This is a genomic window from Ruegeria sp. HKCCD7221 (assembly GCF_013031225.1).
Classification (GTDB): domain Bacteria; phylum Pseudomonadota; class Alphaproteobacteria; order Rhodobacterales; family Rhodobacteraceae; genus Ruegeria.
This window is the reverse complement of record NZ_WPZE01000001.1, coordinates 1-15,427: the sequence shown is the minus strand read 5'-3', so window position 1 is coordinate 15,427 and position 15,427 is coordinate 1. Positions and strand designations below refer to the sequence as shown.

Genomic DNA, 15,427 nt, shown 5'->3' with positions numbered 1-15,427 from the left:
TGTCAAACCCCCGAGGAGCAGGAACACAAAATGAAGATCAAATCTCGCTTTCTCAGCGCCGTTGTTGCGGCGAGCAAAGAGAAGGGGCTGGAGATGCCGTGGAAACACGTTTCCAGCCGCTCGGTCAGAGTTGCGCGCCGTTTGGCAAAGCAAGGCTGATCGACATGCCCAGGGTACCAAGCTGCCGGTCACCAGGGCCAAGAAACACGCCGGAGGGGTGCTCCGGTCCGGTGTGTGGCCTGCCGCAGGTATTCAAAGCGGTCAGGTTCAGGGGCATGTGTGCGCCGGCAATTTCAGCCTGCGTTGGTGTGAGTTTGTTTGGGGGGTCAAAATGTTGGCCAAAGGTCTGCGGATTATTTTTTCATCGCGTCGTCGAATCGACCGCCGCCTTAGGGTCGCCCTTTCAATCAAAACAAAAAATAAGACTAATCAGACGGGTCTCTTTCGAGAGGTCACTCCGTCTGAGCGGGTACTAGAAGGGACGGAATAACTATGCCTATTCCACATTCGCTCTCACGGGCTGCCAGGAATGCCGTTGATACTTCGGCAATGCTGCAAGATGCCTCAAGATCGCCGAACAAACCCAAGGCGCAGCTGCGGCGCTATGAGGTCAGTTCGCTGATGCCAAACGGTGACGTTTCGCAGACGCGGCACATCGCACCGGCTTTGCCGATGTTTGAAGATGCATTCTGCGCATTTACGCGCGGTTCACTGGTTGAAACAAAGACGGGTCCCTTGGCGATCGAAGACCTGCTGCCCGGTGACACTGTTCTGACGCAGGACGGTTCCTCGCAAACTGTTTTGTGGAAAGGATCAGTCACTCTTGTCCCAGGGCGCGAGGACTCGCGCGGGCGCACCCGCCCCTTGACCCGCATCATGGCGGACACGTTTGGGATGCAGAAACCTTTGTCTGGCGTAATCGCGGGTCCGGCCGCGCGTATCGTCGGGACACCGGCCCATCTGCGCCACCTGCATGGCAACGAAACGATTTTGACACCGGTCCACGAATTTCAAGACGGGATGAGTGTTATCGAAACCCTTCCGCCCACTCCGATCGAGCTGTTTCACATCTGCCTAAAGCGGCACTCGGTCATCAAGGTTGATGGGCTACAGTTCGAAACTTACCACCCGGGGGTAAACGCAGTTCGGATGATCAGCCATTCGCTCCGGTCAATCTATCTGAACCTGTTTGCGCATGTCGATTCGCTGAACGATTTCGGCCCGCTGTTGATGCCACGTGCCGGTGACGGAGAGGTAGACGCAATCACAGCGTAAACACAAAAATATTGCTGCAAAGTGGGGGCTTTATGCAGATTTTACTAGGTTGGGCACTGTTCTTGCTCGTCACGGCGATTCTACCGCCATGTTGTGCTGCGCATAAACGCGCGCGGTTCAAGCCATCCGGCTCATTCGTTCTTCCAGCACGTCAAAAGGTACGCCGGGCTCGTCCTTAGCGCCCCGGATCACAAGCGACGTTTTCACGCTTGCCACGTTCGGAGTGGTCAGAAGTTCACCTGTTAGAAATTGCTGAAAACTGCTTAGGTCCGGGGCCACGCATTTCAGGATGAAATCGACCTCGCCATTCAGCATGTGACACTCGCGCACCAGAGGCCAGTCGCGGCAGCGTTCTTCAAAAGCGCTGAGTTCGGATTCGGCCTGGCTTTCCAGTCCGACCATGGCAAAGACCTGAACTTCGAATCCCAACTCGCGCGCGTTCACCTCGGCATGATACCCGCGGATCAGCCCTGAATCTTCCAGCGTGCGCACACGCCTTAGGCAGGGCGGGGCTGAAATTCCCACTCGCTTTGCCAGTTCGACATTGGTCATGCGACCGTCTGCCTGCAATTCCGCCAGAATCTTGCGGTCAATCTCATCCAGCCGTGTCGCGACCATTCAATGCTCCTGAATTTTCGGTTGTTATATCAGCACCCCAAAGATGCGCAATAATCTTTCGCGTATGCGCAATTTTCTTTATTTTCAGTGTTCTTTTTTTAGGCGCTTTTCGCTGAACGCATAGCGGATGTGTGACAGGTAGGGGCTTTAAGCGCCGCACTGTGGTCGTTATATCCATTCGCCAAGGGGCCAAGCGCCCAAAACAGGCAGATCGAGTTGGGGGTACCATGGCCGAAACACGTCACACGAAGGTTCTGATCATCGGATCGGGACCGGCCGGTTATACAGCGGGCGTCTACGCCAGCCGCGCGATGCTTGAGCCGATTCTGGTTCAGGGCATTGAACCCGGCGGTCAGTTGACCACCACCACCGAGGTTGAGAACTGGCCCGGCGATACAGAAGTTCAGGGTCCCGATCTGATGGTTCGCATGCAGGACCACGCCAAGGCGATGGGTTGCGAAATCATCGGCGACATCATCAATGATCTGGACGTCTCGAAACGTCCGTTCACCGCCAAGGGTGACAGCGGAACGGTTTATACGGCCGATGCCGTCATTCTTGCCACGGGCGCCCGTGCCAAGTGGCTGGGCCTGCCGTCGGAAGAAAAGTTCAAGGGCTTCGGTGTATCCGCCTGTGCAACCTGTGACGGGTTCTTCTATCGCGGACAAGAAATCGTGGTGATCGGCGGTGGCAACACTGCGGTCGAAGAAGCGCTGTTCCTGACCAACTTCGCCAGCAAAGTGACATTGATCCACCGCCGCGACGAATTGCGGGCCGAGAAAATCTTGCAGGACCGGCTGCTGAAGCACGAAAAGATCGAGCCGCTGTGGTTCCACGAGCTTGAAGAAGTCGTCGGCACGGATGCCCCTCTGGGCGTTGAAGGCGTGCGCGTCAAGAATGTGAAGACCGGCGAGGTCACCGAGATCCCGTGTAAAGGCGTCTTTGTTGCGATCGGCCACGCGCCTGCGAACGAGTTGGTCAAAGACTCGCTGGAAACCCATATGGGCGGGTATGTCGTCACCAAGCCGGGCTCGACCGAAACGTCGGTTCCGGGCGTCTTCGCGGCGGGTGACCTGACCGACCACATCTATCGCCAGGCTGTTACCAGCGCCGGTATGGGCTGTATGGCTGCATTGGATGCGGAACGGTTTTTGGCCGAGCAGGAGTAACGTGATGATGGAGTTCTCCGGCCCGGTCTGGAGAATTCTGTTTCTATCCCAAATTAGCGCCCCTTTGGTTCCCGCTCAGGCACCCGAGGGGCGTTTTCATTATTCCGGGCAAATCGCTCTCTACGCTTCTCTTAGCGCCGAAGGGGCGGGTGTTGCCATCCGTCGATATGTCTCGCCCAACGACCCACCAAGAATATTGCAGAGGGCAGAAGTATCGGGCGCAAGGTTGATCGACCTGCGCGGTCAGCACAAAGCGTCGATAGTTTGGCAAGATATCCATAAAGAACATGGCTTTTCACCAACATGGCGGTATTCTGACCAAGCTCGTGCCAAACACGCTGACGGTTTGATCTACAGCTCTCGGACCCGCCCAGAGCTGAGCCACATTGTGCTGTTCAATCTTTCCCCGGCCATTATTTGCGCCCACGCTCAGGCAACCCCGTGGGAACAATCCTATTCTCAACCATAACTTGACCCATAGCCCCAGCCGCTCCAGACTCGGGCGCAAGAAATGCGAATACAGGTGGCTTGATTGAAAAGCGTTCTTTGGCAAGGCGGGTGGGCAACCCGGCTGCGGATTGGCAGCGGCTTAATCCTGTTTGCCTTCGCTTTCTTTCACTTCATCAATATTGGCCTGGGCCTATTCCACACCGATTATCTGCACGATATGCAAGACGGTCGCCACGCCGTCACACGCCATGACATCGGCAGCGCGGTTCTGTACGTGGCCTTGTTCACCCATTTCGGGCTTGCCCTGTATTCCATTAGCCAACGCCGCACATTGCGAATGCCGTTTAACACCGCCCTGCAAGTGGTACTGGGTTTGCTGATCCCGCTGCAATTGATCGCGCATATCGTGCACACGCGCTATGCGCATGAGATATACAACGTCAACGACGAGATGGGGTATATTATCGCCCTGATGTGGCCCAGTTCCGCGATCTACATGCAAAGCCTTCTGTTACTGGTCGTCTGGGTTCACAGTTGCATCGGGCTGCATATGTGGCTTCGCCTCACCCGTTGGTGGTCAAACGTAGCCCCCTATCTGATCGGGTTGGCGGTTTTTGTTCCGTCCTTTGCCCTTGCAGGCCTGCTGACCGAGGGTCGCAGGATTTGGACCGATTTTGCTGATCCTTCACTGCGCGAACAGTATATCGAACATTACAACTGGCCCTCACCCGAAGAGTTTCAGGCCCTTTTCAGTGTAAAAGACAACGCAATGATGGCGTTCTGGATTGCACTGGCTGCGTCCATTGCCGTGTTTCTTGGTCGCAAACTCTGGCGGCGCAGACATTCTGTGCGGGTCAAATACGTCGAAGGCCCCGAAGTCGTGGCAGAGAAAGGCATGACGCTGCTGGAAATCTCGCAGGCCAACGGCATCCCCCACACCGCCCTTTGTGGCGGCAAGGGACGCTGCACGACTTGTCGCGTGATCGTAGAAGACGGTGCCGAAAAACTTCCGGCCCCCAGTGACGTTGAAGCCCGCAGTCTGGCAGCCGTCAGCGCACCCGATGGTGCTCGGTTGGCGTGCCAGATACGCCCGACCGAACCGATCACGGCCTTTCGCATGTTCCGCCCCGACGGAGGGCGGCAGCGCGCACATGCCAGTCAGGGTCAGGAACGCAAACTGGCCGTGTTATTTCTGGATATGCGGGGATTCACCTCGCGGACCACGGGGCAGTTGCCTTATGACATCGTCTTTCTTCTGAACCGGTTCTTTGATGCCATCGTTCCGGCCATCACCGCCGACGGGGGTGTGGTTGATAAATACATGGGTGACGGGCTGCTGGCCGTGTTTGAAACGCCTGATGCCGAAAGTTCGGCAAAAGCGGGCTTGAAGGCAGCGGCAGATGTCAGCCACGCCCTCATGCGGTTCAATCAGCAGCTGGAAGCCGAAGGAAGCCCGCGCATTCGCATCGGAATGGGCCTGCATCTGGACGATTTGGTTCTTGGTGAAATCGGTGCTGCGGGCAATGCCGCACGCACCATCATCGGCGATGCGGTCAATGTGGCCAGCCGGTTGGAGGCCGAAACAAAGGCATTGAAAGTGGAACTTCTTGTCTCAGACGACTTGCTGAAGATTGCCGGGTACCAAGGCGATCTGAACGGGATGAAGTCCTTTCAGCTGCGCGGTGTGACCCGACCGATTCCCGCTCTGCCTGTCCAAAGCGCGGCGGACCTATTGGAAAGTGCCTCCTCATAGGAACACATTCACGTTTTGGCACCATTTTGCCGACCATTGCTGGAACCACGGTCATAATTTCCGCCGGATGTCAGAAAATCCTTCCATTCCGCGAAAAAACCGCGCATTTCGTCCTTTGTTTCATGAATGTATATGGACTTCGCCCAACTGTCGGGGCAAATGCCCCGCAAACGCCCTTGAATCACTGGCAAAACCGCACTTCGACAAGAGTATTCCAATGACGATGTTAAGCAATCTCGCTCCGATCCCTGAACTATATGTTTCCTACGAATCCGCACAGAAACTGAAAGTAGAAGCCGCGGACCTGACAAGCTGGGACCTGAGCCCCCGCCAGATTTGCGATCTGGAGCTTCTGATGAATGGCGGGTTCAACCCGCTGAAGGGGTTTCTGACCGAGGCTGATTACGACAACGTCGTAGACAACATGCGTCTGGCCGACGGCACCTTGTGGCCCATGCCCATCACGCTGGACGTCAGCGAAGAGTTTGCCGATACTATCGAACTGGGTCAGGACATCGCCCTGCGCGACCAAGAGGGCGTGATCCTTGGCACCATGACCGTGACCGACCGCTGGACCCCGGACAAGCCGCGCGAGGCTGAAAAAGTGTTCGGCGCAGATGATGACGCACACCCGGCGGTGAACTACCTGCATAACGTGGCAGGCAAGGTTTATCTGGGCGGTCCCGTTGTCGGCATCCAGCAACCCGTCCACTATGATTTCCGCGCCCGTCGCGACACCCCGAACGAGTTGCGCGCCTACTTCCGCAAGCTGGGCTGGCGTCGCATCGTTGCGTTCCAAACCCGCAACCCGCTGCACCGCGCGCATCAGGAACTGACGTTCCGCGCAGCCAAAGAAGCGCAGGCCAACCTGCTGATCCACCCGGTTGTCGGCATGACCAAGCCCGGCGACGTCGATCACTTTACCCGCGTGCGCTGCTATGAGGCGGTTTTGGACAAATACCCGGCCTCGACCACCTCGATGTCGCTGCTGAACCTTGCCATGCGCATGGCAGGCCCGCGCGAGGCGGTTTGGCACGGCCTGATCCGCGCGAACCACGGCTGCACCCACTTCATTGTCGGGCGTGACCACGCTGGCCCAGGCAAGAACAGCCAAGGCGAAGATTTCTACGGCCCCTATGACGCACAGGATCTGTTCCGCAAGTTCCAGGACGAGATCGGCCTTGAGATGGTTGACTTCAAACACATGGTCTATGTGCAAGAACGCGCCCAGTACGAGCCGAATGACGAGATCGAAGACAAGGACAACGTCACGATCCTGAACATCTCGGGCACCGAACTACGCCGCCGTCTGGCCGAAGGTCTGGAAATCCCCGAATGGTTCAGCTTCCCCGAGGTTGTGGCCGAGCTGCGCAAGACCAAACCGCCGCGCAGCCAACAGGGTTTCACCGTGTTTTTCACCGGTTTCTCGGGCTCGGGCAAATCCACCATCGCCAACGCCTTGATGGTCAAGCTGATGGAAATGGGTGGCCGCCCCGTGACGCTACTGGATGGCGACATCGTGCGTAAGAACCTGTCGTCGGAACTGGGCTTCTCGAAAGAGCACCGCGACCTGAACATCCGTCGCATCGGCTATGTGGCCAGCGAGATCACCAAAAACGGTGGCATCGCTATTTGTGCACCGATTGCGCCCTACGCAACCACGCGCCGCGCGGTTCGGGAAGATATCGAACAGTTCGGTGCCTTCTGTGAAGTTCACGTCGCGACCAGTATCGAGGAATGTGAACGTCGCGACCGCAAGGGCTTGTACAAGCTGGCGCGCGAAGGCAAGATCAAGGAATTCACAGGAATTTCTGACCCTTATGACGTCCCCCAAAACCCCGAGTTGAGCGTCGAGACCGAGAATGTCGATGTCGACAACTGCGCCCATCAGGTGCTGCTCAAGCTGGAAAGCATGGGCCTGATCGCAGCGTCCTAAGACAGCGCATATGTTCTATGAAAGGCCCCCGCAGCGCGAGGGCCTTTTGCATTTCTGGTTAAAGTTCTGCGCGCAAGGCTGCGACCGCGCGGCCTTCGAAATCCCCAAACTCCGCAGCCTTGGCCTGAATCGCTTGCAACCGAGGCAAGCGGGCTGCGTAATCCTCGGGCGACAGGGATTGGATCGCTTGCTGAATATCAGCCTCGGATTCACATATGATCATGCCCGAACTATCCATGAAATCGTCGATATTCGGGCAACCCCAATAGATCGGCACAGTTGAACACAGAATCGCGTCGGTCAGTTTTTCGGAGAAATAGTTTTTCTCGCGCACGTTTTCGATCACTACGGAATAGCGATAAGGCGCAAGGCCGTCGGATTTTTGGTCAAAGGGGTTATAGCCCCGCCCCATGATATCCACGTCCGCATCAGTTTCCCGCACCCAGTCGATGACAGAATGGCGCAACTGGTGCCCTTCGAGATCACGTTTGCTTGACGCGATCAACGAACAGGACTTTGACTTGGTCACATCCAATTCGCGCCAGTTTGGAATCATTGTGACGCCATAGGGCAGGAATACCGCGTTCGGGATACCTTGCAGCAAAACATCATGAAACGTCAGGACGCGGAAAATCCGCCGCCACGACCAGCGCAGCATCCGGTCGTGTTTGGCGTGGATGGCCGAAGGTTCGCCCATCATCAGGGAAATCTGCGCACGGGTGCCCCGGCGCAGGCGTAGATGCACAGTTGAATTGGGGTACATGATCAAGTGATCGGTGGGCTCAAGGTCCCCGACGGATTTGCCGATCAGTCGCTCGGGGCACCCCTCGGGCCAGATCAGGTCAGCCAGGGGTAGCGATGACAGCTTTGGCCCCAAACGATTTCCATAAGGCAATATTGCAATGGCGGGTTCGGTCATACAGACACCTCTGGCAGGTTGACCTGACCACGCATCAGAACGTGACCACGCCCGGCAACCTTTATACCAGTCATCGCATCAGAAGGCCCGACGCGGGTCACGGTCGCTTGACCGGGGCGTCCCATGTCGTGCCCCTGTTCGGCTGTGAACGTATCCTTCGCCATCAGACCGTGTTTCCACAGATAGGCGGCCATCGCCCCGGTTGCCGAACCGGTAAAGGGGTCCTCGGGCGGGCTGGGTGGCGCCAGCAACAAGCGCGAGAATGTGTCTCCTGCATCGGTTGCGCCCTTCAGCGTGACAAGAAAAGGTTCTGCCATGTCAGACCCAGAAAACCCTGCCATTTCTGACACATCCCGAAGCGCCTCGACATTCAACTTGGCTGCTCGCAAGGCGTCGTGATCATGCAGCACCGTAACGCAAAAAGGCAGTCCCGTAGATACAAACTGCGGAGGAGATATGATGTCGTCCTGAGACAAACCAATCGCCGCAGCCACCAAATCGGCGGGAACATACGCACCAAACTGTGGCGCGACCTGAATCATCTCGATCTCATCCCCGATCAGGCGGATCGAAACAACACCGGCACCCGTTTCCAGCGTCAGCGCATTTCCCTGAATTAACCCACGGGACCGCATGGCCGCGACAGTCGCAATGGTTGGATGACCGGCAAATGGGATTTCTCGGCTGGCCAGAAAGTAGCGGACCCGGATGTCGGCGACCTCGGACGGTCCTGTAAACGTGCACTCGACAAGCGAGGTCTCTTGCACAAAGGCCATCGAGGTGTTGTCAGATAGGGCCGCCCCACCGTGGACCACGGCGCAACCGTTTCCACCAAATGCCCTGTCGGTAAAGGCATCTACCCAGTCAAAAACAAACCAGCTCATTTCCGCGCGCTCTTTCTTATGCAAACCGTCTCCGGTTCGCATAACTCGCCCGACGGACAGCAGATGTCACGTGGAAAACGTCAGAGGGGCCGTGCTCAGTGCACGGCCACCGGCGAGAAGTCATGCTCGCGCGCAAGGTTGAACGCCAGCTTGCGGTCGGCGACCAGCGCCAGTTGCTGACCGTCCGAGTCGTGGACAGCATAGAGCAGATCCAGATCCCCTGCCTGTTCGCGCAGTTCCCGAGGCAGATCAGCGACTTCGACCGTTTTGACATAGACGATCCGGTCGCCTTCGGCGTTCAGTTCTATCGGTGTATTCATTGCTCTTACCCCTTTCTTATGTTGATCGTTTGCACCACGGTTTCCGGCACGGCGCGGGTCAGATCCACATGCAGCAGACCGTTTTCCATGATCGCCTCGCCCACCTCGACACCGTCGGCCAGCACGAACATACGCTGGAACTGACGCGCCGCGATGCCGCGATGCAGGAAGATGCGCCCCTCGCTGTCGTCGCGTTGACGACCCCGGATCACCAGCTGGCGATCCTCGATGGTGATCGACAGATCCTCTTCCGCGAACCCGGCTACCGCCAGAGTGATACGATACGAAAAATCCGAGGTCTGCTCGATGTTATAGGGCGGGTATCCTTCATTTCCGGCCTTTGCAGACCGTTCCAAAAGGCGTTCCAATTGCTCGAACCCCAGAAGATGCGGGTATGAGCCAAGAGTAAGTTTTGACACGTATTTTCGTCCTTTATTGTCAAAGCGACGTGTTTTGCGGCCCCTTTTTGGCAACCGCATGCTATAGAATATGGGAAGAAACCAGGATGTCCACAAGGTCTGGCGGGATAACGCCTGACACACTATCTTGTGTGACAAGCACCACAATAACAACCGAGTCGCCCATGAACGCGCCCACCGATCTTTCAATGAAAACAGATGAGGTTTTAAGGGTGGAGCTGGAGGTTTTTCGCCGCCAGCACCGCGATCTGGATGAGGCGATCGAAGCGTTGCAGGCCAAGGGCACGTCCGATCAACTGACGATCAAACGGCTGAAAAAACAAAAACTGCGCCTGAAAGACATCATCCGCCTGATCGAAGACCGTCTGACCCCGGATATCATCGCCTGAACGCTCTGTACCGCATTGCCACATAAGCGGATTTGGCTATAGTGCGCGCTCTTTCGAAACGCAGGGACACAAGCGGATGAGCGACGTGAAAGTGGGGATCATCATGGGCAGTCAATCGGACTGGCCCACGATGAAAGAAGCCGCAGACATTCTGGATGAATTGGGCGTGGCGTATGAAAAGCGCATTGTCTCAGCACACCGGACGCCCGACCGCCTTTGGGACTATGGGAAGACCGCCGTGTCGCGTGGCCTGCAGGTAATTATTGCTGGTGCGGGCGGAGCTGCACATTTGCCGGGCATGATGGCCTCGAAAACGCGGGTCCCGGTGATTGGGGTGCCTGTCCAGACGCGGGCGTTGTCTGGGGTCGATTCGCTTTATTCCATCGTGCAGATGCCCAAAGGGTTTCCCGTGGCGACCATGGCCATCGGGTCGGCAGGTGGCGCCAATGCCGGGCTTATGGCCGCTGGCATACTGGCGCTTCAGGACGACGCTCTGGCCGCACGATTGGACACGTGGCGCGATGCGCTCTCGGCCTCGATCCCGCAGGAGCCTATCGATGACTGAGATGCTGCAGCCCGGCGCAACGATAGGTATTCTTGGCGGCGGCCAATTGGGACGGATGCTGTCGGTTGCAGCGGCCCGTTTGGGATTTCTGACCCACATCTATGAGCCCGGCGCAAACCCTCCGGCCAGTCATGTGGCCGACCGGGTGACGACGGCAGCCTATGAGGACGCCGACGCTTTGAAAGCCTTCGCCGAGTCGGTTGATGTCATCACCTACGAGTTCGAAAACATCCCGACCGAGGCGCTGGACATTTTGGAAACCCACCGCCCCATTCGCCCCGGCCGCGAGGCGCTGCGCGTCAGCCAGGACCGCCTGACCGAAAAGACATTTCTGCAAGGGCTCGGCCTGCAAACCGCACCTTTTGCCGACATTACCGATCTGGACAGCCTGACAGCCGCGATTGAACAAATCGGAACGCCTGCGATCTTGAAAACCCGTCGTTTTGGTTATGACGGCAAGGGACAGGCCCGACTACGCACCCCCGAAGATGCCGAAACCGCTTTGGCAGACATGGCCGGCGCGCCTGCAATTCTTGAAGGGTTCGTCGATTTCAGTCACGAAATCTCGATCATTGCGGCCCGCGGGCTGGATGGTCAGGTGGCCTGTTTCGACCCCGGCGAAAATGTGCATCGCGACGGCATCCTGCACACCACAACGGTCCCGGCACGTCTGCGCCCCGCACAGCGTACGGATGCGGTTTTGCTGGCGGCCAATATCCTGAACGCTCTGGACTATGTGGGCGTGATGGGGGTCGAGCTGTTTGTAACGCCCGGCGGCCTGATCGTGAACGAGATCGCGCCACGTGTACATAACTCGGGCCATTGGACGCAGAACGGCTGTGCCGTCGACCAGTTCGAGCAGCATATTCGCGCCGTGGCCGGATGGCCCTTGGGCGACGAGCAGCGCCACTCGGATGTGGTGATGGAAAACCTTATCGGTGCCGACATGAACCGCGTGCCGGAACTGGCGCAGGAGCGTAACGTGGCCCTACATCTCTATGGAAAGGCCGAGGTTAAGGCAGGTCGGAAGATGGGGCATTTCAACCGTATCATGCGCTAAGAAATCGCGCTGGCGCGCGATGCCCCCGGCGGGGATATTTTTAGCCAGATGAAGCGCGCGGATCAGGCTAGGAACCGGGCCGCGATATCACCAACCATGTAGCTGATCCTACCCGCTGCCATTGTGGCGGCAACCCGGTGTGTCTTTGCGTCTAGAATGACCAAATCAGCACGTTGGCCTGGCGCCAGCGTGCCACGATCCTGTAATCCCAGAACCTGCGCCGGACCAGAGGACACAAGCGTCCAGGCACCAGCAAAATCCAGCAGACCGCTTTTGGCCAGCATCAAAGCGGCACGGCGTGGACTGGGGTAATGGTAATCAGAGGCCAGAGCGTCGCACAGCCCCATGGCTATCAGGTCCAGCGCGCTGGCATTGCCTTTATGCGATCCGCCACGCACTACATTCGGGGATCCCAGAATAACGCGATCGCCGGCAGCGCGGGCGGCTTCGGCGGCCTCAAGCGTTTCGGGAAACTCAGAAATGCGCGCGCCCCGATTTCGCCAGTCGGCCCGGGTTGTCGAGGTCGCGTCATCGTGACTGCCCATGCGCACCCCCTGCCCCGCCAGTGTCGCGCAGAGATCATCCAGCGCCTGAGGCACCTCGGAGCTGCGAGCGTGCATGGATAGCAACATCTCAAAGTGTTTGTCTGGGTTACGCCCAGCCTTCAGCGCCTGTCCAGTCAGGCGCGGCGGTTTGCGCCCTTCTACCAAGCGGTCATGCGGCAAGTGGTCGTTAAAGACGACATAGGGCACTTGCCACGCCGCGATACGTTCGGGCAAGCCCTTGTAATCGTCCAGCATATGCGTCTCAAACCGCAGTTGTGGCAGCAAGTCCGTTACGACCTGGCCTTTCACCGACGCGATTGCATCAAACACCTGCCCCGCAAATTCAGGGCCGCGCACGCCGCCTTCCCAACTATAGAACTGCGCCAAGACAGCGGTCGTGATCCCGTTGGCGGCAAGCTCGGCTTCGACCGACAGGATACCCTCATCCATCTGTTTCATCGCCCCCCGGCGCGGCGCGATGTGACGTTCGAATCCGTCACCGTGCAGGTCTATGATTCCGGGCAGCAACAAATACCCCGACAGGTCGATGGATCGTCCTATACAGTCAGATTGAAAGACACCCTCGGCCAATGACAGGTTGGCAACGGTCAGACCGGCGTCCGGCAACAGAACCTCTGCGCCAGTCAGCGTCAGGTTCAGAGCGGTCACTGCGAGGGCTCCGAGACAGGTTCAGAGCAATCCTGCCCAATGCAGATTTCATCAATGATATCCTGCACCCCGTCCAGCCAGGTGATTTCCGGATCAAACTGGCCAAACTCGATAAAATGCAGCGCCTGAGCCATGACGCGGGGGTTATTCATCATGAAGGTGTGGGTCACGGGCAAGACGATATGATCTTTCATCCCGTCGACCTTGGTGGTTTCGACAGAAACCTTGCCGTCATCCTTGCCGTCGATCATTGAGGAAAACAAAGGGTTCAGAGAATTTTCGCCAGCAATCACCCCCAACTCAAAATCAACCGGCGGTAACCGGGCCGGGATTCCTTCTGGGCCCGTTCCCAGCGCCAGACCCGCAGGCCCGTGCAGCATTCCGAACACCTCATATGCGCCCAACTCATCAACCAGTTGGCTTCCCTGATTGGGCGGTCCAAGCATGACCGCGCGGCCCAGATTTTCAGGCTGGTTACCCTGCAGCCAATACCGCAAAAGGATCCCCCCCATCGAATGGGCCACGACGTTGACTGTGTCGCCGCCGCAGGCCGCAAACGCCTCGGGCAGAGTTTGATTGGCCAACTCAGGGATCGGCAAATCCGTTGAAGGGTAACTAGGCCGCACGACCGTATAGCCATGCGCCTTGAACAACTGCTCCATCACGGTAAAGGACGCCTCGGTACGCGCAAGCCCATGCAACAACACAACGCACTTTGCCTGCGCCACGGCAGGAAAAAGAAATAGAACAAGGGCAAACAGGTTTCTCATAGCGGCCAGATAAGCCCAAACAGGGTGCATTAAAACCCCTAGCGCGGCTTCAACTTAAGGACCGCCAGCGCAATGCCACCCAACACCAGTGTCGCACCAAGTATTAAGCGCACCGAAGCTGTCTCGCCCAACAAGATGACGCCGCCTACAATCGCGATGATCGGAACGCTCAACTGGACCACCGCTGCAGTGGTCGGTGCCAACTGCGGCAGGACACGATACCAAAGCGCATAGCCCATTCCAGACGTAACACCTCCAGAGAGGGCGGCCAGCAGGTAACCGTTAGCAGTCATGTGCCAATCGGTGCTGCCGGACCACAAGGCCAATGCGGTGACCGGCAACGCGACAACAAAGTTGGCCGCTGTGCCGGCCAATGCGTCCGGCTCGGATCGGCCAACCAATGAGTAGATGGCCCAGCCCACCCCAGCGGCAGTCATCAGGGCGGCTCCAACTGGGTCCACGCGCAGTTCACCAGACGGCCATAGCACCCAAGCTAGCCCGCCAAGCGCAATCGCGGCCCCGGCAATCTGGCGGGTGCCCGGAGCTGTTCCGGTCACCGATGTCACTGCAAACATGGTGATTTGGACCACCCCGAACAGGATCAACGCGCCCAGTCCCGCGTCCAGTGTCAGGTAGGCAATCGAAAAGCCGATCATATACAAAGACAGGGAACCCGCCCCGGTGATCCGACGCGTGTTTCGCAGCGGCAAATGCCCACCTCTGAGAAAAACCAGCACCGCCAGCACCACAGCCCCTGCCAGAACGCGCATAACGGCAAAACCGGCGGGATCAGCGGCACCGCTTTCAATGGCCAACCGATTAAGAATCGAATTCGCCGCAAAAGCGCACATGGTCAGGGCAGAGAGCAAAAACAGTCGCATACCCATCGCATAGCGGGTTCCACGCCGTTTGCACACTCACTTTCCCGCAACCAAAACCCCGATCTTCTTCTGTTCAAAAATACTTCCGCCGGAGGCATGACCGCGCAGCGGGCATTTCCAACGAAACGGGGCCGCCCGAAGGCGACCCCATCCATAAGCACTAAGGCTTAGACAGCTTACATCATGCCGCCCATGCCGCCCATGTCGGGCATGCCGCCGGCGGCAGGTGCGTCTTTCTGCGGCTTGTCTGCAACCATCGCTTCGGTGGTAACCAGCAGGCCAGCAACCGATGCCGCGTCTTCCAGAGCGGTACGGACAACTTTGGCAGGGTCGATCACGCCGAACGAGAACATGTCGCCATATTCTTCGGTCTGCGCGTTGAAACCGAATGCCACGTCGCCGGATTCGCGGACTTTGCCTGCAACAACCGCACCGTCAACACCTGCGTTTTCGGCGATCTGGCGCAGCGGCGCTTCAATTGCCTTACGAACGATGTTGATGCCTGCATTCTGGTCAGCGTTTGCACCTTCCAGAGTTTCCAGCGCTTTACCGGCCTGAACCAGGGCAACACCGCCGCCCACAACAACGCCTTCTTGAACAGCAGCACGCGTTGCGTTCAGAGCATCGTCCACACGGTCTTTACGCTCTTTCACTTCCACTTCGGTCATGCCGCCGACGCGGATAACAGCAACACCGCCTGCCAGTTTGGCAACGCGCTCTTGCAGTTTCTCACGGTCGTAGTCCGACGAAGTTTCTTCGATCTGAGTGCGGATCTGAGCAACACGTGCTTCGATCTCGGCTTTCT

The 15,427-nt window shown here is 57.8% G+C and carries 18 protein-coding genes; 9 read left to right on the top strand and 9 right to left on the bottom strand.

The annotated features are described in order from the left end of the window. Positions 1-30: 30 nt before the first annotated feature. Positions 31-159: a hypothetical protein gene (locus tag GOX73_RS20875; protein WP_255431604.1), complete on the top strand. Its 129-nt coding sequence runs from the start codon at positions 31-33 to the stop codon at positions 157-159. Positions 160-492: 333 nt separating this feature from the next. Beyond that, complete coding sequence (locus tag GOX73_RS00085; RefSeq protein WP_171122240.1) at positions 493-1,275, top strand: Hint domain-containing protein; 783 nt, start codon at positions 493-495, stop codon at positions 1,273-1,275. 117 nt (positions 1,276-1,392) lie between these two features. On the opposite strand, the gene GOX73_RS00080 is transcribed toward GOX73_RS00085, so the two are convergent. Next, positions 1,393-1,893 (bottom strand): Lrp/AsnC family transcriptional regulator, encoded by a 501-nt coding sequence (locus tag GOX73_RS00080; protein ID WP_171120257.1) that lies wholly within the window; start codon positions 1,891-1,893, stop codon positions 1,393-1,395. Between the two features lie 227 nt (positions 1,894-2,120). Here GOX73_RS00080 and trxB point away from each other — a divergent pair, with 227 nt between their 5' ends. The 4 genes from trxB (at position 2,121) to GOX73_RS00060 (ending at position 7,201) form a co-directional block, all read left to right on the top strand. Next, entirely contained in the window at positions 2,121-3,062 is a 942-nt protein-coding gene (trxB, locus tag GOX73_RS00075) for a thioredoxin-disulfide reductase (RefSeq protein ID WP_171122238.1), read from the top strand. A 4-nt stretch (positions 3,063-3,066) separates the two neighbouring features. Then, positions 3,067-3,531 carry an RES family NAD+ phosphorylase gene (locus GOX73_RS00070; protein ID WP_171122236.1) on the top strand — a complete coding sequence of 155 codons (465 nt, stop codon included), beginning with the start codon at positions 3,067-3,069 and terminating at the stop codon, positions 3,529-3,531. Between the two features lie 63 nt (positions 3,532-3,594). Next, positions 3,595-5,265 carry an adenylate/guanylate cyclase domain-containing protein gene (locus GOX73_RS00065; protein WP_171134744.1) on the top strand — a complete coding sequence of 557 codons (1,671 nt, stop codon included), beginning with the start codon at positions 3,595-3,597 and terminating at the stop codon, positions 5,263-5,265. Between the two features lie 217 nt (positions 5,266-5,482). Beyond that, positions 5,483-7,201 carry a bifunctional sulfate adenylyltransferase/adenylylsulfate kinase gene (locus tag GOX73_RS00060; RefSeq protein ID WP_171122233.1) on the top strand — a complete coding sequence of 573 codons (1,719 nt, stop codon included), beginning with the start codon at positions 5,483-5,485 and terminating at the stop codon, positions 7,199-7,201. Between the two features lie 58 nt (positions 7,202-7,259). Here the strand turns inward: GOX73_RS00060 and GOX73_RS00055 are convergent, their stop codons facing one another. The 4 genes from GOX73_RS00055 to GOX73_RS00040 all read right to left on the bottom strand — a co-directional run bounded on the left by GOX73_RS00055 (position 7,260) and on the right by GOX73_RS00040 (position 9,743). Next, a complete protein-coding gene (locus tag GOX73_RS00055; protein ID WP_171134743.1) occupies positions 7,260-8,120 on the bottom strand; it encodes a glycosyltransferase family 10 domain-containing protein in 861 nt (286 codons plus the stop codon). Then, positions 8,117-9,004: a PhzF family phenazine biosynthesis protein gene (locus GOX73_RS00050; RefSeq protein WP_171122229.1), complete on the bottom strand. Its 888-nt coding sequence runs from the start codon at positions 9,002-9,004 to the stop codon at positions 8,117-8,119. The genes GOX73_RS00055 and GOX73_RS00050 overlap by 4 nt, the downstream gene beginning before the upstream one ends. A gap of 95 nt (positions 9,005-9,099) precedes the next feature. Continuing rightward, positions 9,100-9,324, bottom strand: a complete 225-nt coding sequence (locus GOX73_RS00045; RefSeq protein WP_171120244.1) for a DUF1150 family protein — start codon at positions 9,322-9,324, stop codon at positions 9,100-9,102. Positions 9,325-9,329: 5 nt separating this feature from the next. Then, positions 9,330-9,743 (bottom strand): Hsp20 family protein, encoded by a 414-nt coding sequence (locus GOX73_RS00040; RefSeq protein WP_058275530.1) that lies wholly within the window; start codon positions 9,741-9,743, stop codon positions 9,330-9,332. A gap of 164 nt (positions 9,744-9,907) precedes the next feature. Between GOX73_RS00040 and GOX73_RS00035 the strand changes: the two genes are divergently transcribed. From GOX73_RS00035 to GOX73_RS00025, 3 genes are all read left to right on the top strand, one after another. Continuing rightward, entirely contained in the window at positions 9,908-10,132 is a 225-nt protein-coding gene (locus GOX73_RS00035) for a YdcH family protein (RefSeq protein WP_010441787.1), read from the top strand. 76 nt (positions 10,133-10,208) lie between these two features. Then, the gene (purE, locus tag GOX73_RS00030) at positions 10,209-10,697 is read left to right on the top strand and encodes a 5-(carboxyamino)imidazole ribonucleotide mutase (protein ID WP_171122226.1); all 489 of its coding nucleotides are present in this window, start codon (positions 10,209-10,211) and stop codon (positions 10,695-10,697) included. Continuing rightward, positions 10,690-11,757 carry a 5-(carboxyamino)imidazole ribonucleotide synthase gene (locus GOX73_RS00025; protein WP_171122224.1) on the top strand — a complete coding sequence of 356 codons (1,068 nt, stop codon included), beginning with the start codon at positions 10,690-10,692 and terminating at the stop codon, positions 11,755-11,757. Before purE ends, GOX73_RS00025 begins: the two co-directional genes overlap by 8 nt. 62 nt (positions 11,758-11,819) lie before the next feature. Here the strand turns inward: GOX73_RS00025 and GOX73_RS00020 are convergent, their stop codons facing one another. From GOX73_RS00020 to GOX73_RS00005, 4 genes are all read right to left on the bottom strand, one after another. Next, positions 11,820-12,971, bottom strand: a complete 1,152-nt coding sequence (locus GOX73_RS00020) for an alpha-D-ribose 1-methylphosphonate 5-triphosphate diphosphatase (protein WP_171122222.1) — start codon at positions 12,969-12,971, stop codon at positions 11,820-11,822. Next, positions 12,968-13,741, bottom strand: a complete 774-nt coding sequence (locus tag GOX73_RS00015) for an alpha/beta fold hydrolase (protein WP_171123538.1) — start codon at positions 13,739-13,741, stop codon at positions 12,968-12,970. The genes GOX73_RS00020 and GOX73_RS00015 overlap by 4 nt, the downstream gene beginning before the upstream one ends. 38 nt (positions 13,742-13,779) lie before the next feature. Further along, complete coding sequence (locus tag GOX73_RS00010; RefSeq protein ID WP_171122220.1) at positions 13,780-14,622, bottom strand: DMT family transporter; 843 nt, start codon at positions 14,620-14,622, stop codon at positions 13,780-13,782. A 176-nt stretch (positions 14,623-14,798) separates the two neighbouring features. Beyond that, a partial coding sequence (locus tag GOX73_RS00005) for a TCP-1/cpn60 chaperonin family protein (RefSeq protein WP_305850551.1) occupies positions 14,799-15,427 on the bottom strand: 629 nt, incomplete at its 5' end.